At 71.6% G+C, this 22,808-nt stretch carries 16 protein-coding genes; 7 read left to right on the top strand and 9 right to left on the bottom strand.

The features are described 5' to 3' along the window. The 5 genes from ACZ7J0_RS33340 to ACZ7J0_RS33320 form a co-directional block, all read right to left on the bottom strand. A complete protein-coding gene (locus ACZ7J0_RS33340; RefSeq protein ID WP_470893769.1) occupies positions 1-1,041 on the bottom strand; it encodes an ABC transporter substrate-binding protein in 1,041 nt (346 codons plus the stop codon). A gap of 189 nt (positions 1,042-1,230) precedes the next feature. After that, complete coding sequence (locus ACZ7J0_RS33335; protein WP_469118721.1) at positions 1,231-2,397, bottom strand: acyl-CoA dehydrogenase family protein; 1,167 nt, start codon at positions 2,395-2,397, stop codon at positions 1,231-1,233. 7 nt (positions 2,398-2,404) lie between these two features. Beyond that, positions 2,405-3,364: a hydroxymethylglutaryl-CoA lyase gene (locus tag ACZ7J0_RS33330; RefSeq protein WP_470893747.1), complete on the bottom strand. Its 960-nt coding sequence runs from the start codon at positions 3,362-3,364 to the stop codon at positions 2,405-2,407. After that, positions 3,361-5,319, bottom strand: a complete 1,959-nt coding sequence (locus ACZ7J0_RS33325; RefSeq protein ID WP_470893745.1) for an acetyl/propionyl/methylcrotonyl-CoA carboxylase subunit alpha — start codon at positions 5,317-5,319, stop codon at positions 3,361-3,363. The genes ACZ7J0_RS33330 and ACZ7J0_RS33325 overlap by 4 nt, the downstream gene beginning before the upstream one ends. An 8-nt stretch (positions 5,320-5,327) precedes the next feature. Continuing rightward, positions 5,328-6,944, bottom strand: a complete 1,617-nt coding sequence (locus tag ACZ7J0_RS33320; protein ID WP_470893743.1) for a carboxyl transferase domain-containing protein — start codon at positions 6,942-6,944, stop codon at positions 5,328-5,330. Between the two features lie 83 nt (positions 6,945-7,027). Between ACZ7J0_RS33320 and ACZ7J0_RS33315 the strand changes: the two genes are divergently transcribed. Next, on the top strand, positions 7,028-7,606 hold the full coding sequence (locus ACZ7J0_RS33315) for an SACE_7040 family transcriptional regulator (protein WP_470893742.1): 579 nt from the start codon (positions 7,028-7,030) through the stop codon (positions 7,604-7,606). Between the two features lie 71 nt (positions 7,607-7,677). Next, a complete protein-coding gene (locus tag ACZ7J0_RS33310; RefSeq protein ID WP_470893740.1) occupies positions 7,678-8,457 on the top strand; it encodes a phosphatase in 780 nt (259 codons plus the stop codon). An 83-nt stretch (positions 8,458-8,540) separates the two neighbouring features. Here the strand turns inward: ACZ7J0_RS33310 and ACZ7J0_RS33305 are convergent, their stop codons facing one another. The 4 genes from ACZ7J0_RS33305 to ACZ7J0_RS33290 form a co-directional block, all read right to left on the bottom strand. Beyond that, positions 8,541-9,482, bottom strand: a complete 942-nt coding sequence (locus ACZ7J0_RS33305) for a cation diffusion facilitator family transporter (protein WP_470893738.1) — start codon at positions 9,480-9,482, stop codon at positions 8,541-8,543. Between the two features lie 88 nt (positions 9,483-9,570). Further along, positions 9,571-10,443, bottom strand: coding sequence for an acyl-CoA thioesterase II (tesB, locus tag ACZ7J0_RS33300; RefSeq protein ID WP_470893736.1), 873 nt, complete (start codon positions 10,441-10,443; stop codon positions 9,571-9,573). A gap of 5 nt (positions 10,444-10,448) precedes the next feature. Beyond that, complete coding sequence (locus ACZ7J0_RS33295) at positions 10,449-11,606, bottom strand: acyl-CoA dehydrogenase family protein (RefSeq protein ID WP_470893734.1); 1,158 nt, start codon at positions 11,604-11,606, stop codon at positions 10,449-10,451. A 171-nt stretch (positions 11,607-11,777) separates the two neighbouring features. Further along, positions 11,778-13,235: a PucR family transcriptional regulator ligand-binding domain-containing protein gene (locus ACZ7J0_RS33290; protein ID WP_470893732.1), complete on the bottom strand. Its 1,458-nt coding sequence runs from the start codon at positions 13,233-13,235 to the stop codon at positions 11,778-11,780. 179 nt (positions 13,236-13,414) lie between these two features. On the opposite strand from ACZ7J0_RS33290, the gene ACZ7J0_RS33285 reads away from it, so the two are divergent. From ACZ7J0_RS33285 to ACZ7J0_RS33265, 5 genes are all read left to right on the top strand, one after another. After that, positions 13,415-14,896, top strand: a complete 1,482-nt coding sequence (locus ACZ7J0_RS33285) for a sodium:solute symporter family protein (RefSeq protein ID WP_470893731.1) — start codon at positions 13,415-13,417, stop codon at positions 14,894-14,896. Between the two features lie 39 nt (positions 14,897-14,935). After that, positions 14,936-15,907, top strand: a complete 972-nt coding sequence (speB, locus tag ACZ7J0_RS33280; RefSeq protein ID WP_470893729.1) for an agmatinase — start codon at positions 14,936-14,938, stop codon at positions 15,905-15,907. Next, complete coding sequence (locus ACZ7J0_RS33275) at positions 15,904-17,586, top strand: thiamine pyrophosphate-binding protein (protein WP_470893727.1); 1,683 nt, start codon at positions 15,904-15,906, stop codon at positions 17,584-17,586. Before speB ends, ACZ7J0_RS33275 begins: the two co-directional genes overlap by 4 nt. Before the next feature lie 288 nt (positions 17,587-17,874). Next, positions 17,875-18,783 carry a serine hydrolase gene (locus tag ACZ7J0_RS33270; protein WP_470893767.1) on the top strand — a complete coding sequence of 303 codons (909 nt, stop codon included), beginning with the start codon at positions 17,875-17,877 and terminating at the stop codon, positions 18,781-18,783. A gap of 268 nt (positions 18,784-19,051) precedes the next feature. Beyond that, positions 19,052-22,762 (top strand): ABC transporter ATP-binding protein, encoded by a 3,711-nt coding sequence (locus ACZ7J0_RS33265; protein WP_470893725.1) that lies wholly within the window; start codon positions 19,052-19,054, stop codon positions 22,760-22,762. Positions 22,763-22,808 lie beyond the last annotated feature (46 nt).

Here is a 22,808-nt window from a genome sequence, read left to right as displayed (position 1 = left end):
TCAGGCAACCTTCTTGGCGTTCTCGATGGCCTTGGCGAGGTCCTCGAGGATCGGGGCGCACTTGGCGTACGAGTAGATGGGCTCGGTGACACGCGGCACGACCTGTCCGGCCTTGACGGCGGGGAGCTGGGCCCACGTCGGCTTGCCCGAGAGGTCGGCGGGCTGGATGGCGACGCTCCGGTTGTCCATCATGATGATGTCGGCCGGGTACTTGTCGATGTTCTCCCAGCTCAGCTCCTCGAAGAAGCCCTGCGCGTTCACCTTCGGGGTCACGAACTTCACGCCGAGCTCCGCGAAGTACTGGGTGTCCGCGGACATCTTGGCGAGCGAGACGTAGAACAGCTCCTGGCTGGCGGAGCCGATCATGACCTTGATCTCCGGCTTCGACTTGGCGGCCGCGCGCAGCCGGGCGGCGGCCTTCTCGAAGCGGGCCTTGGCCTCGACGGTCTTCTTGTCCTTGAGGTCCGCGCCGAGGGACTCGGCCAGCTGCGCGTGGCGCTCGAGGGCCTTCGGGACGGTGACGTTGACGGCCCACAGGCCGACGCTCGGCGCGAGCTTGAGGATCTTGGCGGCCGACTGGTCCGGCACGTACCAGAGCTTGTTGGGCTCCCAGAGCGCGGAGACCAGCAGCTCCGGCTCGAGCTTGACGTACTCCTCGATGTTGAACTCGCCCCAGGCGTTGCCGAGGACCTTGACCTTCTTCACATCGAGGTCGCCCGCCTGGATGTCCGGCTTCACCTCGCCGGTCTTGGGGTCCTTGACGGTCGTCGGCCCGAAGACGCCCTTGACCTCGATGCCGTAGTCGTACAGGGCGGCGGCGGTGCCGGTGAAGGCGACGATGTTCTTCGGGACGGACGTGGCCCGGACGGCCTTGCCGCGGTCGTCGGTGAACTTCCACGGGCCGGTCTTCTCGCCGGCGGCGGCCCCGCCCTTGGCGTCCTTGCTTCCGCAGGCGGTGAGCGCGGCACCGAGCCCGACGGCGCTGCCCGCGGCGAGCAGACCGCGTCGGGTGAGGTGGGTGGCTCGGGCGTTGCTGGGCATGGCGAAGTCGCTTTCGGTACGAGCCGTGGTCGGCCTGGGCAAGTCGAAGGTAGGTTAGCCTAACCTCACGTGGATCAGTAGGGGTGGGACGCCCCCGCTGCCGGGGCTCGTGCTGGGCCCGAACGCGGAAGTGCCCGCCGCCCCGAGGGGCGGCGGGCACACGCGTGCGTCGCGGAAGGGTGGTGGGCGTCAGGAAGGCAGCCCCAACTCCCGGGCGATCAGCATCCGTTGCACCTCGCTCGTGCCCTCGCCGATCTCCAGGATCTTGGAGTCTCGCCACATCCGGGCCACCGGGTACTCGTTCATGAAGCCGTAGCCGCCGTGGATCTGCGTGGCGTCACGGGCGTTGTCCACCGCGACCGTCGACGAGTACAGCTTCGCCAGGGCGGCCTCCTTCTTGAACGGTTCGCCGAGCACCAGGCGCGAGGCCGCGTCCCGCCAGCCGACCCGGGCCATGTGCGCCCGCATCTCCATGTCGGCGATCTTGAACTGGATGGCCTGGTTGTCGCCGATCGGCCGTCCGAAGGCGTGACGCTCCTTGGCGTACTTCACCGACTCGTCCACACAGCCCTGCGCGAGACCCGTCGCCAGCGCCGAGATGGCGATCCGGCCCTCGTCGAGAATGCGGAGGAACTGGGCATAGCCCCGGCCCTCCTCGCCGAGCAGGTTCTCGCCCGGCACGCGGACGTCGTCGAAGGACAGCTCGCGGGTGTCCGACGCGTTCCACCCCACCTTGGAGTAGGGGGCGGCGACCGTGAAACCGGGGGTGCCCGACGGCACGATGATCGAGGAGATCAGCGGGCGGCCGTCCGCCTTGCGGCCGGTGACAGCGGTGACCGTGACCAGACCGGTGATGTCCGTGCCCGAGTTGGTGATGAAGCACTTCGAGCCGTTGATCACCCACTCGCCGGTCGCCTCGTCGCGCACGGCCGTCGTCCGCGTGCCGCCGGCGTCCGAACCCGCGCCCGGCTCGGTCAGACCGAACGCGCCCAGGATCTCCCCGGAGCACATCCGCGGCAGCCACTCCCGCTTCTGCTCCTCCGTGCCGAAGCGGTAGACCGGCATCGCACCCAGCGAGACCCCGGCCTCCAGGGTGATGGCGACGGACGAGTCGACCCGGGCGAGCTCCTCCAGGGCGATGCCGAGGGCGAGATAGTCGCCGCCCATGCCGCCGTACTCCTCCGGGAAGGGCAGACCGAACAGGCCCATGCGGCCCATCTCGCGGATGATCTCGTAAGGGAACTCGTGCCGCTCGTAGAAGTCGCCGATCTTCGGCGCGATCACATCGTGGGCGAACTCCTCGACAGTGCGGCGCAGTTCCTCGTGCTCGGACGAGAGCCGGTGGTCCAGGGACATGGGACGGTCACTCCTTGTGAGAGTCCGCCGCGAGGGCGCGGACGGTGCGGGAGGGGCTGGGTCGGCCCAGTTGTTCGGCCATCCACGCGCTGGTGGCGGTGAGCCGGCCGAGGTCGACACCGGTGTCGATGCCGAGGCCCTGGAGCATCCACACCAGGTCTTCGGTGGCGAGGTTCCCGGTGGCGCTCTTCGCGTACGGGCAGCCGCCGAGGCCGCCCGCGGAGGCGTCCACGGTGGTCACGCCGTGCCGGAGCGCCGCGAGGGTGTTGGAGAGGGCCTGGCCATAGGTGTCGTGGAAGTGCACGGCGAGACGGGAGGTCGCGACCCCCGCGTCGTTCAGCGCGGAGAGCAGGCTCTCGACATGGCCGGGGGTCGCCACGCCGATGGTGTCGCCGAGGCTCAGCTCGTCGCAGCCCATCTCGGCGAGTGCCTTCGTGACCCGGACGACCTGCTCCACCGGGACCGCGCCCTCCCAGGGGTCGCCGAAGCACATCGACAGATAGCCCCGCACGGTCAGACCCTGCTCTATGGCCCGCGTGACGACCGGCTCGAACATGGCGAGCGCCTCGTCGACGGTCCGGTTGAGGTTGGCCTTGGCGAACGACTCGGTGGCGCTGGCGAACACGGCCACCTCACGGGCGCCGAGAGCCAGCGCCCGGTCCAGCCCGCGCTCGTTGGGCACGAGGACGGGCAGCCGCACACCGAGCCGCCGCACCGGATCGAGCAGCGGGAACAGCTGCTCCGCGTCGGCGAGCTGGGGCACCCACCGGGGGTGCACGAAGCTCGTCGCCTCCACGGTCGTCAGGCCCGCGTCGGCGAGGCGCCGGACGAACTCGGCCTTCACCTCGGTCGGGACGACCGTCTTCTCGTTCTGCAGACCGTCCCGGGCGCCGACCTCATGGATACGGACACGGGCCGGCAGCCCCGGGGCGGGCACGGTCATGGGAAGTCCGAGACCGGTGGTCATGCTTCCTCCGTCGGATCGCTCGGGGTCACCACGGCGAGGATCTGGTCCATGGCGACGGTGCTACCGGGCGTGACGTCCAGCTCGGTGACGGTCCCGGCGTGCGGCGCGGAGATGACGTGCTCCATCTTCATCGCCTCCACCACCAGCAGGCTCTGTCCGGCCGCGACCTCGTCGCCGACGGCCACCTTCACGACCGTCACGGTGCCGGGCATGGGCGCGGCGAGGGTGTCGGCGCCCGCGTGCGCGGCGCCGGTGAGGGAAGCGGCGACCGGATCGTGGTCCTGGACGTGCCAGGAGTCGCCGTCCCGCCCGAGCCATACGCCGTCCGGCGAGGGGGCCTTGTGGAAGGAGTGGACGACGCCGTCCAGATGGACGGTGACCCGGTCCGCCTCCACGTGGGCCTTCGGCACCGGCCCCTGATGGGTGACGGGCTCGAGCCCCGGCACGCGGAACCAGTGGACCAGCGGCGCCGGTTCACCGCCCGTACGCCAGCCGTTCGGTACCGAGAAGGGGTCGGTCCAGCCGTCGACCGGAGCCGGGGCGAGCGCCGCCTCGCGAACCGCCGCCGCCGCGGCGTACACCTCGGCCGGTACGCCGTCCGGCACCAGGGTGTCCGCCTCGCGCTCGACCAGGCCCGTGTCCAGGTCGCCCGAGACGACCGCCGGGTGGGCCAGCAGCCTGCGCAGGAAGCCCGCGTTGGTGGGGACGCCGAGCGTGACCGTCGACGCCAGGGCCGCGCGGAGCTTGCGCACGGCGGTCGCGCGGTCGGGGCCGTACGCGATGACCTTGGACAGCATCGGGTCGTAGAGGCTGCCCACCTCCGTGCCCTCGGCCAGGCCCGAGTCGGTGCGGACGCCGTCGCCCTGCGGCTCGCGCAGGGACAGCACCGTGCCGCCCGACGGCAGGAACCCCCGGGAGGGGTCCTCCGCGCAGATCCGCGCCTCGATGGCGTGGCCGGTGAGCGTGATGTCCTCCTGGGTGAACGGCAACCGCTCACCAGAGGCGACCCGCAGCTGCCACTCCACCAGGTCCAGGCCCGTGACGAGTTCGGTCACCGGGTGCTCGACCTGGAGGCGGGTGTTCATCTCCATGAAGTAGTACGAGGACGGGTCGCTGCCCGGGACGATGAACTCCACCGTCCCCGCGCCCACATAGCCGCACGAGCGGGCGGCCTGCACCGCGGCCTCACCCATCGCCGCCCGGGTCTTCTCGTCCAGCAGGACCGACGGCGCCTCCTCGATGATCTTCTGGTGGCGACGCTGGAGGGAGCACTCGCGCTCGCCCAGATGCAGGACGTTTCCCTGCCCGTCGGCCAGGACCTGGATCTCGATGTGGCGCGGGCGGTCGATCCACCGCTCGACGAGGAGGGTGTCGTCGCCGAAGGACGACCGGGCCTCGCGGCGGGCCGCCGCGATCTCGTCGAGCAGCTCCGACTCGACCCGGGTGAGGCGCATGCCCTTGCCGCCGCCGCCCGCCGAGGGCTTCAGCAGCACCGGCATACCGATCTCGCGGGCAGCCGCCGCCAGTTCGCCGTCCGTCAGACCGGACCCGGAGGAGCCCGGTACGACCGGAACGCCGGCCGCCTTCACCGTCTCCTTCGCCCGGATCTTGTCGCCCATCAGCGAGATCGCCGACGCGGGCGGGCCGATGAAGGCCAGACCGGCGTCCGCGCACGCCTGCGCGAAGGCCGCGTTCTCGGCGAGGAAGCCGTACCCCGGATGGACCGCCTGCGCGCCCGAGCGCGCCGCGGCGTCGAGGAGCCGGTCGACGGACAGATAGCTCTCGCCGGCGGGCGGCGGTCCGATCCGCACCGCCGTGTCCGCCTCCCTGACATGCCGCGCGTCGGCGTCGGCGTCACTGAAGACGGCGACCGACCGCACGCCGAGGGCGCGCAGCGTGCGGATGACGCGGACCGCGATCTCGCCCCGGTTGGCCACAAGGACTGTGTCGAACATGGATCCCCTCACATCCGGAAGACGCCGAAGCCGGCGGCTTCCAGCGGCGCGTTGGCACAGGCGGTCAGAGCCAGGCCCAGCACCTGCCGGGTCTCCAGCGGATCGATCACGCCGTCGTCCCACAGACGGGCCGTGGCGTAGTAGGCATTGCCCTGGTGCTCGTACTGCTCGCGGATCGGCGCCTTGAAGGCGTCCTCGTCCTCGGCGGGCCAGGTCTCGCCGCGCGCCTCCAGCTGGTCGCGCTTGACCGTCGCGAGGACCGAGGCCGCCTGCTCGCCGCCCATCACCGAGATCTTGGCGTTGGGCCACATCCACAGGAAGCGGGGCGAGTAGGCCCGGCCGCACATCGAGTAGTTGCCCGCGCCGTACGACCCGCCGACCACCACCGTCAGCTTCGGTACGCGGGTGCACGCCACGGCCGTCACCATCTTGGCGCCGTGCTTGGCGATGCCCCCCGCTTCGTAGTCCCGCCCGACCATGAAGCCGGAGATGTTCTGCAGGAAGAGCAGCGGAATGCCGCGCTGGTCGCACAGCTCGATGAAGTGGGCGCCCTTCTGGGCGGATTCGGAGAACAGGATGCCGTTGTTGGCGACGATCCCCACCGGGTGGCCGTGGATCCGGGCGAAGCCGGTGACCAGCGTCTGCCCGAACTCCGCCTTGAACTCGGCGAACCGGGAGCCGTCGGTGATCCGGGAGATGACCTCCCGCGCGTCGTAGGGAGTGCGGGAGTCCACCGGCACCGCGCCGTACAGCCCGGCGGGGTCCACCTTGGGCTCCTCGACCGGCTCCACGGACCACGGCAGGGAGCCGCGCGCGGGGAGGGTCGAGACGATGGTGCGGACGATCCGCAGGGCGTGCGCGTCGTCCTCCGCGAGATGGTCGGTGACACCGGACGTACGGGAGTGGACCTCGCCGCCGCCCAGCTCCTCGGCGGTGACGACCTCACCGGTCGCGGCCTTCACCAGCGGCGGGCCGCCGAGGAAGATCGTGCCCTGGTTGCGGACGATCACGGCTTCGTCGCTCATCGCGGGCACATAGGCGCCACCGGCCGTGCACGAGCCGAGGACGGCGGCGATCTGCGGGATTCCCGCGCCGGACATCCGGGCCTGGTTGTAGAAGATCCGGCCGAAGTGCTCACGGTCCGGGAAGACCTCGTCCTGCATGGGCAGGAAGGCGCCCCCCGAGTCGACCAGATAGACGCAGGGGAGGCGGTTCTCCAGGGCGACCTCCTGGGCGCGGAGGTGCTTCTTGACCGTCATCGGGTAGTACGTGCCGCCCTTGACCGTCGCGTCATTGGCGACGACCACGACCTCCCGGCCGCTCACCCGTCCGATACCCGCGATGACGCCGGCGGCCGGTGCCTGTCCGCCGTACATCCCCTCCGCCGCGAGCGGCGCCAGCTCCAGGAACGGTGATCCGGGATCCAGGAGGGTGTCCACGCGGTCCCGCGGCAGCAGCTTCCCGCGCGCGGTGTGCCGGGCGCGGGCCTTCTCGCCGCCGCCGAGACGGGCCGCGGCGAGCTTCGCGCGCAGCGTGTCGGCCAGCTCGCGGTGTGCCGCCTCATTGGCCTGCCAGGCGTCCGACGCGGGATCGGCCGCGCTCGCCAGCACAGGTGCCTGCTGCATTCTGAAGCGCTCCCTTGTTAATGAGCGTTAACGCATTTCCTCCAGGTTAACGAGCGCTAACCGCGTTGTCTAGAATCAGTCCCATGAGCACCCGCACCGACGCACCCACCCGCCGCGAGCAGATCCTCAAGGAGGCCGCCCGTCTCTTCGCCGAGCGCGGCTTCCACGGAGTGGGCGTCGACGAGATAGGGGCAGCGGTCGGCATCAGCGGCCCCGGGCTCTACCGGCACTTCCCCGGCAAGGACGCGATGCTCGCGGAGCTGCTGGTGGGCATCAGCGAGCGGCTGCTCGACGGGGGCCGCCGCCGCGTGGAGGAGTCGGACGGGGACCCGCACGTCCTCCTCGCCGCGCTGATCGACGGACACATCGACTTCGCGCTCGACGACCGCCCCCTCATCACCCTGCACGACCGCGAGCTGGACCGCCTGCGGGACGCGGACCGCAAGCGCGTCCGGCAGCTCCAGCGGCAGTACGTCGAGCTGTGGGTGACAGTGGTGCGCGAGCTCTACCCCGCCCCCTCGGAAGCGGAGGCGAGAGCGGCCGTGCACGCCGTTTTCGGGCTGCTCAACTCGACGCCGCACCTCGGGGCAGGGCGGGGCGTCACCGAAGGGGTGCTCCAGCGCCTGGCGCACGGGGCGTTCGGGGCCCTGGCGGCCGGCTGAGCGCCCCGGCCCGTCGTCCACGGGGCGGAACATCGCTGCCGCGCGCCCAACGGCCCGGCAGAATGGGGACCATGCCGATACCCAGCCGCGCAGCCCTTGTCGAGCACCTCGTCCGCACACGTATCGCCGGAGACGTCGCCACACCCCGCGACAACAACCTCTCCCACTACCGCAAGCTCGCCAACGGCGACCGCCACTACTGGCTGGGCCTCGAACTGGGCGACCGCTGGACCGACGAGCAGGACGTGCTCGCCGTCATGGCCGAGCGGTGCGGCGTGAACGACGACCCCGCGCACCGCGCCGGGCAGGACACCATCGACCCCGAGCTGACCGTCGACGCCCTCGACCGGATGGCCGCGCGGCTGCGCAAGGCCGCCGCCGGGAAGCAGCGAGTGCTGTTCGCGACCGGGCACCCGGGCGCGCTGATCGACGTCCACAGCAGAACCGCCTCCGCGCTGCGGGCCGCCGGGTGCGACATCGTGCGGATCCCGGGCGGGCTGACCGCCGACGAGGGATACGTCGTGCAGTTCGCCGACGTCGCCGTCTTCGAGCGCGGCGCCTCCCTCTGGCACACCCATTCGCCGGAGCCGATGAACGCCATCCTGGACGGCCTGGAGGCCGAGGGCAGCGCACAGCCCGACCTGGTCGTCGCCGACCACGGCTGGGCGGGGCGCGCGGGCCAGCGGGGCATCGACTCCATGGGGTACGCGGACAGCAACGACCCGGCGCTCTTCCTCGCCGAGGCGGAGGGCACCCTGCAGGTCACCATCCCGCTCGACGACCATGTCGTGGACCCGCGCTACTACGAGCCGATGACGGACTACCTGCTGGACGCGGCCGGGCTGCTCTGACGGGGGTGGCGGCGGGACCGGCGGAACGCTCGCGGCCGTGGGCCCGGAGGCGCCCGGCAGGGCCCTGGATCCCCCGCTGGGGCTCACCCTCCCGCAGGCCCTCTCCCGGCCACCCCTGGCGTCGGGTCCAGATACACCCTTCGGACCGCCGGGAAGCGCTCGCGGAGCTGGGCCTCCGCCTCGTCGCAGGCCCACTCCACCTGCTCGGCCGACGCCACGTCGCGGAAGTCGACCTTCGCGGCGATCAGGACCTCGTCCGGGCCCTGGATCAGCGTCGTCAGCTCCAGTACGCCGGTGATGTGCGGCACGGAGAGGATCTCCTCGACCACCGCCTCCCGCATCGGCGCCGGTAGCGGGCGCCCGATCAGCAGCTCCGCGTTGGAGCGGCCCAGCACCCACGCCACGTACACGAGCAGCGCGCCGATCAGGATCGAGGCGACGCCGTCCCACACGCCCGATCCGGTGATGTGGGCGCCCGCGAGGCCGCCGGCCGCCAGCATCAGCCCGGCCAGGGCCGCCGAGTCCTCCAGGACCACGGCCTTGACCGCCGTGTCGGGCGTGTGACGCAGATAGGTGCCCAGCGGCGCCTCGAAGCGCTCGGCCTCGCCGCGGAGCTGCCGGATGCCGGTGCGCAGCGAGTAGCCCTCCAGGAGGAAGGCGACGCCCAGCACGAGGTACGACACGAGCGGGTCGCCGAGCTCCTCGCCCTGGACGAGGGTGTGGACGCCGTCGTAGACGGAGAAGACCGCGCCGCCGACGAAGGTCGCCACCGACGCGAGCAGCGCCCAGATGTAGCGCTCGGGGCCGTAGCCCAGGGGGTGCTCCTCGTCGGCGGGCTTCACGCTCCGCTTGAGCGAGGTGAGGAGCAGCAGCTCGGTGACGGTGTCGGCGACCGAGTGGGCGGCCTCGGACAGCATCGCGCTCGATCCGCTGACGACGCCCGCGGCCGCCTTGGCGGCGGCGATCCCCAGGTTCGCCACCGCCGCGACGATCACGGTCACCACGCTGTCACCCTGCTCCGCCATGCGACTGACGGTATGTCCGATCGCGGCGGGCTGCATCAGCGCGGACGGGCGCTGGGGGCGCTGGGAGCGGGGCCGGACGTGGTGCGCGTCAGTGCGGGACGCGCACCACGCCTTCCTGAATGACCGTGACGGCCAGCCGCCCGTCCTGCGTGTAGATCCGGGCCTGGCCGAGACCGCGCCCGCCGGACGCCGACGGCGACTCCTGGTCGTACAGCAGCCATTCGTCCGCGCGGAACGGCCGGTGGAACCACATCGCGTGGTCCAGCGACGCGCCGACGACATCGCCGACCGCCCAACCGCCGCGCCCGTGTGCCAGGAGCACCGAGTCGAGCAGTGTCATGTCGGAGACGTACGTGGCGAGGCAGACGTGCAGCAGGGGGTCGTCGGCCAGCTTGCCGTTCGTACGGAACCAGACCTGGGAGCGCGGCTCGCGCGGCTGTCCGGCCGTGGCGTAGGGCGGCGCGTCCACGTACCGCAGATCGACCGCGGCCCGCGCCTCCAGCAACCGCTCCGCCGTCTCCGGGTGGATGAACCGGTCCGCGTGCAGCGGCAGCGTCTGCGCCGCCGTCGGAAGCGACTCGGGGTCGGGCGCCGTCGGCATGTCCGCCTGGTGCTCCAGGCCCTCCTCGTACGTCTGGAACGACGCGGAGAGATGGAAGATCGGCTGCCCGTGCTGGACGGCGACCACCCGGCGGGTGGTGAAGGAGCGGCCGTCCCGGATGCGGTCGACCGTGTAGACGATCGGCGCGCCCGGGTCGCCCATGCGCAGGAAGTACGCGTGCAGCGAGTGCGCGGTGCGGTCCGCGGGGACCGTGCGGCCGGCCGCGAGCAGAGCCTGGGCCGCGACCTGTCCGCCGAACACACGGGGCACGATCGCCGAACGTGACCGCCCCCGGAAGTAGTCCTGCTCGATCTGCTCCAGGTCGAGCAGATCGAGCAGGCTGTCGAGCGCCTCGGTCACAGGCCCTACAGGCCCATCGACTTGGCGATGATCGACTTCATGACCTCGCTGGTGCCGCCGTAGATGCGGTTGACGCGGTTGTCGGCGTAGAGGCGCGCGATCGGGTACTCGTTCATGTAGCCGTAGCCGCCGTGCAGCTGGAGGCAGCGGTCGATGACGCGGTGGGCGACCTCGGTGCAGAACAGCTTCGCGGAGGCGGCCTCGGCGGCGGTGAGCTCGCCCGCGTCCAGGGCCTCCAGGGCGCGGTCGGCGACGGCCTCGGCCGCGTCCACCTCGGCCTGGCAGGCGGCCAGTTCGAACTTGGTGTTCTGGAAGGAGGCGACCGGCTTGCCGAAGACGGTGCGCTCGCTCACGTACTGCTGGGCGAACCGGATGGCGGCCTTGGCCTGCGCGTAGGCGCCGAAGGCGATGCCCCAGCGCTCGGACGGCAGGTTCTGGCCGAGGTAGTAGAAGCCCTTGTTCTCCTCGCCGAGAAGGTCCTCGACGGGCACCTTGACGTCGACGAACGCGAGCTCGGCGGTGTCGGAGGTGCGCAGGCCGAGCTTGTCCAGCTTGCGGCCGATGGAGTAGCCCTCGGACTTGGTGTCCACCGCGAAGAGGGAGATGCCGAAGCGGCGGTCCTCGGCGCTCGGGGCGGAGGTGCGGGCGCAGACGATCACACGGTCGGCGTGCACACCGCCGGTGATGAAGGTCTTGGAGCCGTTGAGGACGTAGTGCGTGCCGTCCTCGGAGAGCTTGGCGGTGGTCTTCATGCCCGCGACGTCGGAGCCGGTGCCCGGCTCGGTCATCGCAAGCGCCCACATCTCCTCGCCGGAGACGAACTTCGGCAGGTAGCGCTTCTTCTGCTCGTCGTCGGCGAGCAGCTTGATGTAGGGCAGGGCGAGCAGGACGTGCACGCCGGAGCCGCCGAAGTTGACGCCCGCGCGCGAGGTCTCCTCGTAGAGGACGGCCTCGAACTTGTGGGTGTCCAGGCCCGCGCCACCGAACTCCTCGGGGACGTTGATCCCGAAGACGCCCAGCTCGCCGAGCTTGTAGTAGAAGTCGCGAGGCGCCTGGCCCGCCGCGAACCACTCGTCGTAGACGGGGACGACCTCGGACTCGATGAAGGCCCGGATGGTCTCCCGGAACGCCTCGTGGTCCTCGTCGAATACGGTACGGCGCATCGAGCCGCCTCCTCCGGAGTCTGGTACGCGATTGTCTAAGCGCTTGCTCAGCCTTAAGTTACCTACCAGTCACCGGCGCTGTCCAGAGCGGGTCGTTCATCTCACAACGACTGCCCCAACGACAGACACGACCACTGTCACGGCGTCGGCGGCCGCGGCCCCGCGCGGATCTCACGGCGACTCGAGCGACTTCAGCGCGAACCACAGCTCCATCCGCACGTCCGCGTCGTCCAGATCCGCCTCCAGCAGCGCAGCGCAGCGGGCGATCCGCTGGCGGACCGTGTTGCGGTGGACGCCCAGCGCCGTCGCCGTACGGTCCCAGCTCCCGTGCAGGGAGAGCCAGGCACGCAGGGTCTCCACGAGCGCGGGGGAGTCCGCCACGGCCGCGAGGACCCGGCGGGCGTGGGTGGCCGCCTCCTCGGCGCCGACCAGGCCGGCGAGCCCGGCCTCGCGGTGCCGGGCGAGCGGGGTGTGGGTGGCCTCGGCGCGGCGGACGGCCCTCGCCGCCTGGAGATCCGCCTCGGGAAGGCCCTCGGCGGTGGCGGGCGCGCTGACCCCGAGGACCCAGCCGGGCTGCGCGGTCACCTCGCGGTCTGCCGGGAGCAGGACGCGTACCCCGTCAGCGGTCGCATCGGTCAACGGGCTGCCGAACGAAGGCGGGGACCCCTCGCCGCGCGCGTGGACCACGGTCCACGGCCCGCCGCCGAGCAGCGGCGCCGCCTCGGCGGGGGAGGCGCCCAGCAGGAGCCTGACCAGCGCGGCGGAGCGGGCCGCCTCGTCGGCGCCCTGGTGGGGCGCGGTGAGCAGGGAGAGCAGGACGACCGCGACCCCGGCGATGGTGTGGTCCCCGGGCTCGCGCCGCTCGGCGGCGATCCCGAGCGCGAGGCCCTGGGCGCCGCCGAGGGCATACGCGGCGAGATGGGCCCCGGGGACGGTGTCGGTGGCCGAGGCCGGAGCGGGGCGCGCGGGCGGGGCTGTGGTCTCCCCCGGCCCGGGCTGCTCGCTCCCGGATCCGATGACGACACGGACGAGCGGGGCCAGCGCGGTGCGGGCGTCCGGCGCGGGCTCCCTCCCGGACTCGGCGAGGGGCCCGCCCTCGGGGCCGTACAGGGCCGCCCAGCCGCCCAGCCGCGCCGCCAGCGCCCGGAGCACCGCCGGGACCGGGTCCGGTCGGGCCGCCGCCGTGGCCAGGGACTGCTGGGCCTCGGTCACCCGGCGCAGTTCGTGGTGACGGGCCTGTGCCATCAGCCGCCAGACGGCCCGGGCCACCGTCGTGAACGGGGTTCTCGGCGGTACTTCGAGCAGGGGCAGTCCGTGCCGGGCGCAGGCGTCCACCAGGTCCTGGGGCACGGTGTCGTACACCGGGGCCACTCCGAACGCCAGCGCCGCCGCTCCTGCCTCGACGAGCCGGGAGACGTAGCGCTCGGGGTCGGTGAGCTGCACGCCCGCCGTCATCAGCAGCTCCCCGCCGAGAAGGTACGGATAGGGGTCGGCCATCTCCGAGGTGTGCACCCAGTGGATGTCCGCGTCGCCGGGACCCGAGATCAGGACGAGCCCCAGTTCCTCGCGCGCCAGCAGCGAAACCAGGGTGATGGGAGGGGTGGGCGGGGCAGCCATCGGCTCCGACATGGACACTCCATCCATCGAGCGTGTGAGCAGTGGAGGAAACGTACACTTCAGCGTCGCTTTCCGGCCACTTACTGTCGACCCCATCCAGAGGCCACGGGTACGGGCGGATGTCCCCGTGAACAGCCTCAGGAGCACTCCACCCGCACGACACGCCACCGAAGTGAGCGAAGGAGGGCCCCATGGCCGTCGACTACACAGTGATCGTCGTCTATCTGGCCGGCATGCTGGCCATGGGCTGGTGGGGCATGCGCCGCGCCAAGTCCAAGAGCGAGTTCCTGGTGGCGGGCCGCCGGCTCGGGCCCTGGATGTACTCCGGCACCATGGCCGCCATCGTCCTCGGCGGCGCGTCGACCATCGGTGGCGTCGGCCTCGGCTACACGTACGGACTCTCCGGCGCATGGATGGTCTTCACCATCGGCCTCGGCCTGCTCGCGCTCTCCGTCTTCTTCTCCGCCCGCATCGCGCGCCTGAAGGTCTACACCGTCTCCGAAATGCTCGACCTGCGCTACGGCGGCCGGGCCGGAGTGATCTCCGGTGTCGTGATGTGGGCGTACACGCTGATGCTGGCGGTCACCTCGACCATCGCGTACGCCACGATCTTCGACGTCCTCTTCGACCTGAACCGGACCCTGTCGATCATCCTCGGTGGCGCGATCGTGGTCGCGTACTCCACGCTCGGCGGCATGTGGTCGATCACGCTCACCGACATGGTGCAGTTCGTCGTCAAGACCATCGGCGTGCTGATCCTGCTGCTGCCGATCGCCGTCATCAAGGCGGGCGGCTTCGCCGAGATGAAGGCGCAGCTGCCGACCGAGTACTTCGAGCCGCTCGGCATAGGCGGCGAGACGATCTTCACCTATGTCCTCATCTACACCTTCGGCATGCTCATCGGTCAGGACATCTGGCAGCGGGTCTTCACCGCCCGCACCGACCGGGTGGCGCGCTGGGGCGGCACGGTCGCCGGTACGTACTGCCTGGTCTACGCCCTCGCCGGAGCGGTGATCGGTACCGCCGCCAAGGTGCTGTACCCCACGCTGCCGAGCGCCGACGACGCCTTCGCGACGATCGTGAAGGACGAACTGCCCATGGGCGTGCGGGGACTGGTCCTCGCGGCGGCCCTCGCGGCGGTCATGTCGACCTCGTCCGGCGCCCTGATCGCCTGTGCGACGGTGGCGAACAACGACATCTGGTCGCGGCTGCGGGGCGCGGTGTCCCGCGGTGACGGCGAGGCCCACGACGAGGTGAAGGGCAACCGTGCCTTCATCCTGCTGATGGGTGTCGCGGTCATCTGCATCGCCATCGCCCTCAACGACGTCGTGCAGGCGCTGACCGTGGCGTACAACCTGCTCGTCGGCGGCCTGCTCGTCCCGATCCTCGGCGGTCTGCTGTGGCGCCGGGGCACGGTCCAGGGCGCGCTCTCCTCGGTGATCGTCGGTGGCCTGGCCGTCATCGGCCTCATGGCGACCTACGGCATCCTCGCCAACGAGCCCGTCTACTACGGCCTGCTGCTGTCCCTGGCGGCCTATGTGATCGTCTCGCTGGCGACCACGCCGACCGACGCCGCCGTCCTCGCCGCCTGGCGCGACCGGCTCGCCGGCCGGGTGCCCGAGGCGGCCGAGGAGCCCGTCCCCGTGGCACCCGTGGTCCCCGGGGCCAATTAAACTCAAACCATATCGAAACGCTGGAAAGAAGGCATTCACATGAGCAGCAACGGGACGCCGCGCGGCCCCATCGACTCGTCCCGCATCCCGCGGTACGCCGGACCGGCGACGTTCGCGCGGCTGCCGCGCCTCGACGAGGTCGGCACCGCCGATGTCGCCGTCGTCGGCGTGCCCTTCGACTCCGGCGTCTCGTACCGGCCCGGCGCCCGCTTCGGCGGCAACGCGATCCGCGAGGCGTCCCGTCTGCTGCGGCCCTACAACCCGGCCCAGGACGCCTCGCCGTTCGCCCTCGCCCAGGTCGCGGACGCCGGTGACATCGCCGCCAACCCGTTCAACATCCACGAGGCCGTCGAGACGATCGAGGCCGCGGCCGACGACCTCCTCGGCACCGGCGCCCGCATGATGACCCTCGGCGGCGACCACACCATCGCGCTGCCGCTGCTGCGGTCGGTGGCGAAGAAGCACGGCCCGGTCGCGCTGCTCCACTTCGACGCGCACCTCGACACCTGGGACACCTACTTCGGCGCCGAGTACACCCACGGCACGCCGTTCCGCCGGGCCGTCGAGGAGGGCATCCTCGACACCGAGGCGCTCTCCCACGTGGGCACGCGCGGCCCGCTGTACGGCAAGCAGGACCTGACCGACGACGAGAAGATGGGCTTCGGCATCGTCACCTCCTCCGACGTCTACCGCCGCGGCGCCGACGAGGTCGCCGACCAGCTCCGCCAGCGCATCGGCGACCGCCCGCTGTACATCTCCATCGACATCGACTGCCTCGACCCGGCCCACGCGCCCGGCACCGGCACCCCCGAGGCGGGCGGCATGACCTCCCGCGAGCTTCTGGAGATCCTGCGCGGGCTGTCCTCCTGCAACCTGGTCTCCGCCGACGTCGTCGAGGTCGCCCCGGCCTACGACCACGCCGAGATCACCTCCGTGGCCGCCTCGCACACCGCGTACGAGCTGACCACGATCATGTCCCGGCAGATCGCGGCCTCCCGGACCTCCAAGTGACCCACGACCACGACGTCGTCCTGCGCCCCACGGAGGCACAGACGCGGGCCGCGCTGAACCCGCCGCCCGGCCGCAACGGCGGCGACCTCGTCGTGGAGACCCTCTCCGGTCTCGGCGCGACGACGGTCTTCGGGCTGCCGGGGCAGCACGCGCTGGGCATGTTCGACGCCCTGCGCCGCTCCTCGCTCTCGTACGTGGGACTGCGCGTCGAGAACAACGCGGGCTTCGCGGCGGACGCGTACGGCCGGATCACCGGCGAGGCGGCCCCGCTGCTGCTCTCCACCGGCCCCGGCGCGCTCATGTCCCTGGCCGCGCTCCAGGAGGCGGCTGCGGCCTCGGCGCCCGTGCTGGCGATCGGCAGCCAGGTACCGGTCGCGGGTCTCGGCGGCGGCCGTCACGGCTATCTGCACGAGCTGCGCGACCAGCAGGCCTCCTTCCGGGACATCGTGAAGTCGGTCCACACCGTCCGTACGCAGTCCCAGATCCCGTCCGCGATCGCGGCGGCCTGGGAGTCCGCGCTGACGGCGCCGCACGGCCCGGTGTGGGTGGAGATCCCGCAGGACGTCCTCCTCGCGGAGACGACGCTGCCCGTCGTGACCGCGATGGACGCGACCCCGGAGGAGGTCGCGCCGCGACCGGAGCTGACGGCCGTCGCGGCGTCACTGCTCTCCGGGGCGGCCCGCCCGGCGGTCATCGCGGGCGGCGGGGTCGTGCGCTCCGACGCGTCGGGCAAGCTCCTGGCGCTCGCCGAGAAGCTGAACGCACCGGTCGTCACGACCTTCGGCGGCAAGGGCGCGTTCCCCTGGGAGCACCCGCTGTCGCTCCAGTCCTGGCTGGAGGACCGTCACACGACGGACTTCCTGGAGGACGCGGACGTCCTGCTGGTGGTCGGCTCGGGCCTCGGCGAACTCTCCTCGAACTACCACACGTTCAAGCCGCGTGGCCGGGTCGTCCAGATCGAGGCGGACGCGGGGAAGCTGGAGTCCAACCACCCGGCGCTCGGCATCCACGCTGACGCGCGACTCGGCCTGCAGGCGCTGCTGGAGACGGTGACGCCCCGCGAGGACGCCGAGGCCGCCGTCCGGGTCGCCGAGGTCCTGGCGAAGGTCAGGTCCCGGATCGCGGCGCAGGACCTGACGCTGGAGCAGGAGGTCGTGGCGTCGGTCCGGGCGGCCCTGCCGGACACGTCCCCGAGCTTCTGGGACATGACGATCCTCGCGTACTGGGCGTGGTCCGCCTTCGACGCCCGCCATCCCAACACCATGCACTCCGCGCAGGGCGCCGGCGGCCTCGGTTACGGCTTCCCGGCGGCGCTCGGCGCGGCCGCGGCGGACCCGACGCGCCCGGTGCTCGCGGTCTCCGGCGACGGCGGCGCGATGTACTCGATCGCGGAGCTGGCGACGGCCCGGCAGTACGACCTCCCGGTCACCTGGCTGATCGTGGACGACGGCGGCTACGGCATTCTGCGCGAGTACATGACGGGCGCCTTCGGCGAGGCGACGGCCACGGAACTGTCCCGCCCGGACTTCGTCGCCCTCGCGGAGTCCTTCGGTGTCCCGGCGACCCTCACGACCCCGGAGTCCCTGACGGAGGACCTCACCAAGTCCCTGTCGGCCCCGGGCCCCTCGGTGGTGGTCCTCCCGGCCCTCCTGCGCATGTTCGAACCGACGCACCTCTGAAGGACGCAGACGCCGATACGGCTCCGAACGCGGTACGCCTGAGACGGACGCGGTACTCCAGCGCCCCGGCCATCCCCCCGATGGCCGGGGCGCCGCCGTGCAGAAGGGTCATTTCGCCCGTCCCGCCAGGTTCCCGTGGCAGCATCGGGCACATCACCCCACGGAGCCCCCCGCTCCGTACAACCTTCCCGATGCTGAGGAGTCGTCAGAGGCGTGACCCAACACCTGACTTCCCGCCCCGTCTCCCGCCGCTCGCGCGGCGCCCTCGGTGTGGCGCTCGCCGTGGGCGTGCTCGTGCCGACCGCCGGCGTCGCCACCCCCGCCGCGGCCGCCGACCCCGTCGTGGCCTGCACCTCCGTCACGCCCGGGCTCGCCGCCAAGCTCAGCAAGGATCTCGGCGTCGCCCTGCGCGGCCGGTCCGCCGCGACCTCGCTCGCGCTGTACGACCGGAAGACCGGAACCAGCTGCTCGTACCGGCCGTACGTGACGTACGACTCCGCGAGCGTCGTCAAGGCGACCGTGCTCGGCGCGCTGCTGCTGGACGCGCAGAAGCAGCGGCGGTCCCTGACCGACACCGAGAAGAACCTCGCCAGCGCCATGATCACCAAGTCGGACAACGACGCCACCAGCACGCTGTGGCGCCAGCTCGGCATCACGAAGATCAAGGCCTTCCTCGCCGCCGTCGGCATGACGCAGACCGTGCCCGGCCCCGGTGGTTACTGGGGGCTCACGCAGATAACGGCACGTGACGAGGCCCGGCTGCTGGGGATGCTCATCACCCCCAACAACGGGATCCTCAACGAGGTGTCCCGCCAGTACGAGCTGTATCTGATGCGGGCCGTCATCGCGTCCCAGCGCTGGGGAACCCCCGCCGGCGCCCCCGCCTCCGTCGCCGTGCAGGTCAAGAACGGCTGGCTGCCGCGGGCCACGCACGGCTGGCGGGTGCACAGCATCGGCGCCTTCACCGGCAAGAGCGGGCGCCCGGCGTACCACATGAACGTCCTGACCCAGGACAACGCGACCATGAACGACGGCGTGAACACCATTCAGGCCATCGCCCGCGTCGTCCACCTGGACCTCAACCCCACCGAGTCCTTCTCCGGAGCCGTGCAGCCGCCCGTCGCCCCGCAGGAGGCCGTCCCGGCCGTGCCCGAGGCTCCGGCCAAGTCCATGGTCACGGCGCCGCCGCAGTCCTAGGGAGTGTCCGGAAAGTATGGCCGTCCGCCCGAAGGGCGGGGCGCGCGGCGTCCGGTGCGTGCGATCGCAAGGCGCCGGGATGCCCTCGTAGCGAAGCTACTCGGGCATGTCGGCAACGCGGCGAGCGTGCGTGCAGGGCGTCGCACGCCAGGCAAGACTTTCCGGACACGACCTAGGACCAAAGGCCGTACTTTGTTGCGGCGGGATGAAATCGGCCGATGGTCGCGTTGGTGCCTTCCGGTAGAGCAGGACGATCGGGAGGCACCACGTGGCGTCGGCGGCTCGACAAGAGGACGGCTGGGCCCGGCGGCTCGCCGGGTACGCATTGCGGTACCGGCGGAACGTCATGCTCGCGCTCGGCTCCTCGCTCGCGGGCATGGCCGTCATGGCCCTCGTCCCGCTGATCACCAAGGTCGTCATCGACGACGTGATCGGCAGCAAGACCCGCTCGCTCGTGACCTGGACCGGCGCCCTCATCGCCGCCGCCGTGGTCGTCTACGTCCTGACGTACGTCCGCCGCTACTACGGCGGCCGTCTCGCCCTCGACGTCCAGCACGACCTCCGTACCGAGATGTACGGCACGATCAGCCGCCTCGACGGGCGGCGTCAGGACGAGCTGTCCACCGGACAGGTCGTCGGACGTGCCACGAGCGACCTCCAGCTGATCCAGGGCCTGCTCTTCATGCTGCCGATGACGATCGGCAACGTCCTGCTCTTCCTGATCTCCCTCGTGATCATGGCGTGGCTGTCGGTTCCCCTCACCCTCGTCGCCCTCGCCGTCGCTCCCGCCCTCTGGTTCATCGCCAAGCGCAGCCGCACCCGCCTCCACCCCGCCACCTGGTACGCCCAGGCGCAGGCCGCCGCCGTCGCCGGGGTCGTCGACGGGTCCGTCACCGGCGTCCGCGTCGTCAAGGGCTTCGGCCAGGAGGACCAGGAGACCGGCAAGATCCGGGACGCCAGCCGCAAGCTCTTCGCCGGGCGGATGCGCACCATCCGGCTGAACTCGAAGTACACCCCGGCCCTCCAGGCCGTGCCCGCCCTCGGACAGGTCGCCATGCTCGCCCTCGGTGGCTGGCTCGCGACCCGGGGCCAGATCACCCTCGGTACCTTCGTCGCCTTCTCGACCTATCTCGCCCAGCTCGTCGGACCCGTCCGGATGCTCGCCGTGGTCCTGACCGTCGGGCAGCAGGCCCGCGCCGGCGTCGAGCGCGTCCTGGAACTGATCGACACCGAGCCCGCGATCGCCGACGGCACCAAGGAGTTCCCGGCAAGCGCCCCCGCGAGCGTCGAGTTCGACGACGTGAGCTTCTCCTACCAGGACGGACGGACCGTCCTCGACGGCTTCTCCCTGGAGATCCGGCCCGGCGAGACCGTCGCCGTCGTCGGATCCTCCGGCAGTGGCAAGTCCACCGTCTCGCTGCTCCTGCCCCGCTTCTACGACGTGACCCGGGGCGCCGTCCTCGTCGGCGGCCACGACGTCCGCGAGCTCACCCTGGACTCGCTGCGGGCCGCCATCGGACTCGTACCGGAGGACAGCTTCCTCTTCTCCGACACCGTCCGCGCCAACATCGCCTACGGCAAGCCCGACGCCACCCAGGAGGAGATCGAGACCGCCGCCCGCGCGGCGCAGGCGGACCGGTTCATCGCCGAACTGCCCGACGGCTACGACACCAAGGTCGGCGAGCACGGCCTCACCCTCTCGGGCGGTCAGCGCCAGCGCGTCGCGCTGGCCCGGGCGATCCTGACCGACCCCCGGCTGCTCCTCCTCGACGACGCCACCTCCGCTGTGGACGCGCGCGTCGAGCACGAGATCCACGAAGCCCTCAAGCAGGTCATGGCGGGCCGGACCACCCTGCTCATCGCCCACCGCCGCTCGACCCTGGGCCTCGCCGACCGGATCGCGGTGCTCGACGACGGCCGGCTCTCCGACATCGGCACCCACGACGAACTGCAGGAACGCTCCGCGCTCTACCGGCGGCTGCTGACCGACCCGGACGAGCTGGGCGGGGTGTCGCCGGGCCGGGCCGTGCCCGTCGAGGTGCCCGAGGACCGCACCGTACGGGAGGAGCTGGACGCCCAGTTCGACGCCGAGCGCGGCATCACCCCGGCCCTGTGGGTGCGCGACGAGGAGTCGACGGAGAACACCGCCCCCGGCGCCACACCCGAACTGCTCGCCCAGGTGGAGGCCCTGCCACCCGCCACCGACACCCCGGCCGTCGACGAGGCCCGTGCTGTCAGGCCGGAGGAGTCCTACGGACTGCGCCGGCTGCTCCACGGCTTCGGCCTCCCGCTGCTCGTCAGCCTGCTGCTGGTCGCCACCGACGCGGGCATGGGGCTGCTGCTGCCGATCCTGATCCGGCACGGCATCGACGAGGGCGTCACCCAGCTCGCCATCGGCGCGGTCTGGGCCGCGTCCGCGCTCGCGCTGCTGACCGTCCTCGTGCAGTGGGTCGCGCAGACCGGCGAGACCCGGATGACCGGCCGCACCGGCGAGCGGGTCCTCTACGCGCTGCGCCTGAAGATCTTCGCGCAGCTCCAGCGGCTGGGACTCGACTACTACGAGCGCGAGCTCACCGGCCGCATCATGACCCGGATGACGACCGACGTGGACGCGCTCTCGACCTTCCTCCAGACGGGCCTGGTCACCGCGTTCGTCTCGGTCGTCACCTTCTTCGGCATCATGGTCGCCCTCGTCGTCATCGACGCGCAGCTGGCGCTGGTGGTCTTCGCGACACTCCCGGTGCTCGTCGTCGGCACGTACTTCTTCCGGCGCTCCAGCGTGAAGGCGTACGAACTGGCGCGTGAGCGCATCAGCGTCGTCAACGCCGACCTCCAGGAGTCCGTCTCCGGTCTGCGCATCGTGCAGGCCTTCCGCCGCGAGCGCTCCGGCGCCGCCCGGTTCGCCGAGCGCAGCGACCACTACCGCCAGGCACGCGTCCGCGGCCAGTGGCTGATCTCCATCTACTTCCCCTTCGTCCAGCTGCTGTCGTCGGTGGCCGCGGCGGCCGTACTGATCGTCGGCGCGGGCCGGGTCGAGGCGGGCACGCTCACCACCGGCGCGCTCGTCGCCTATCTCCTCTACATCGACCTGTTCTTCGCGCCGGTGCAGCAGCTCTCGCAGGTCTTCGACGGCTACCAGCAGGCGGCCGTCTCGCTGAAGCGGATGCAGGAACTGCTCCAGGAGCCGACCTCCACCAAGGTGGCGCCCGAGCCGCTCGACGTCCCGTCGCTGCGGGGCGAGATCGCCTTCGAGGACGTGTCCTTCGCGTACGGCGACAAGGAAGAGGCCCTGGCCGGCATCGACCTGCGCATCCCGGCCGGTCAGACGGTCGCCTTCGTCGGCGAGACCGGGGCGGGCAAGTCGACCCTGGTCAAGCTGGTCGCCCGGTTCTACGACCCCACCTCCGGCCGGGTCACCGCCGACGGAGCCGATCTGCGGGACCTCGACCTGACGGCCTACCGCCACCGGCTCGGAGTGGTTCCGCAGGAGGCGTACCTCTTCGCCGGTACGGTCCGCGACGCCATCGCGTACGGACGGCCCGACGCGACCGACGCCGATGTCGAGGCGGCCGCCCGCGCGGTCGGCGCGCACGACATGATCGCCACGCTCGACGGCGGCTACCTCCACGAGGTGGCCGAGCGCGGCCGCAACCTCTCCGCGGGCCAGCGCCAGCTGATCGCCCTGGCCCGGGCCGAGCTCGTCGACCCGGACATCCTGCTCCTCGACGAGGCGACGGCCGCCCTGGACCTCGCGACCGAGGCCCAGGTCAACCAGGCCACCGACCGGATCGCCGGTCGCCGCACGACGCTTGTCGTCGCTCACCGGCTCACCACGGCCGCCCGTGCGGACCGGGTCGTCGTCATGGCCGACGGCCGGGTCGCGGAGGACGGGACGCACGAGGAGCTGCTGGCGCGCGGCGGGCAGTACGCCACGCTGTGGCGCACCTTCATCGGTGAGGAGGAGCCCGCCACGGCCTGAGGTGGGAGGGGCGGGCGGGAGAGCGCGCAACCGTACGCGCCCCTGC

The sequence above is a fragment of the Streptomyces sp. NPDC038280 genome (assembly GCF_055600045.1).
The sequence above is the reverse complement of the archived record's forward strand: the minus strand, read 5'-3'. Positions and strand labels throughout refer to the sequence as shown.

Coding starts and splice junctions, on each gene's coding strand:
- ACZ7J0_RS33310 (WP_470893740.1), top strand. CDS start 7,678: ATGCCGATACCCAGCCGCGCAGCCCTTGTCGAGCACCTCGTCCGCACA.
- ACZ7J0_RS33325 (WP_470893745.1), bottom strand. CDS start 5,319: ATGTTCGACACAGTCCTTGTGGCCAACCGGGGCGAGATCGCGGTCCGC.
- ACZ7J0_RS33305 (WP_470893738.1), bottom strand. CDS start 9,482: ATGGCGGAGCAGGGTGACAGCGTGGTGACCGTGATCGTCGCGGCGGTG.
- ACZ7J0_RS33335 (WP_469118721.1), bottom strand. CDS start 2,397: ATGTCCCTGGACCACCGGCTCTCGTCCGAGCACGAGGAACTGCGCCGC.
- ACZ7J0_RS33285 (WP_470893731.1), top strand. CDS start 13,415: ATGGCCGTCGACTACACAGTGATCGTCGTCTATCTGGCCGGCATGCTG.
- ACZ7J0_RS33290 (WP_470893732.1), bottom strand. CDS start 13,235: ATGTCGGAGCCGATGGCTGCCCCGCCCACCCCTCCCATCACCCTGGTT.
- ACZ7J0_RS33295 (WP_470893734.1), bottom strand. CDS start 11,606: ATGCGCCGTACCGTATTCGACGAGGACCACGAGGCGTTCCGGGAGACC.
- speB (WP_470893729.1), top strand. CDS start 14,936: ATGAGCAGCAACGGGACGCCGCGCGGCCCCATCGACTCGTCCCGCATC.
- ACZ7J0_RS33315 (WP_470893742.1), top strand. CDS start 7,028: ATGAGCACCCGCACCGACGCACCCACCCGCCGCGAGCAGATCCTCAAG.
- ACZ7J0_RS33340 (WP_470893769.1), bottom strand. CDS start 1,041: ATGCCCAGCAACGCCCGAGCCACCCACCTCACCCGACGCGGTCTGCTC.
- ACZ7J0_RS33320 (WP_470893743.1), bottom strand. CDS start 6,944: ATGCAGCAGGCACCTGTGCTGGCGAGCGCGGCCGATCCCGCGTCGGAC.
- ACZ7J0_RS33330 (WP_470893747.1), bottom strand. CDS start 3,364: ATGACCACCGGTCTCGGACTTCCCATGACCGTGCCCGCCCCGGGGCTG.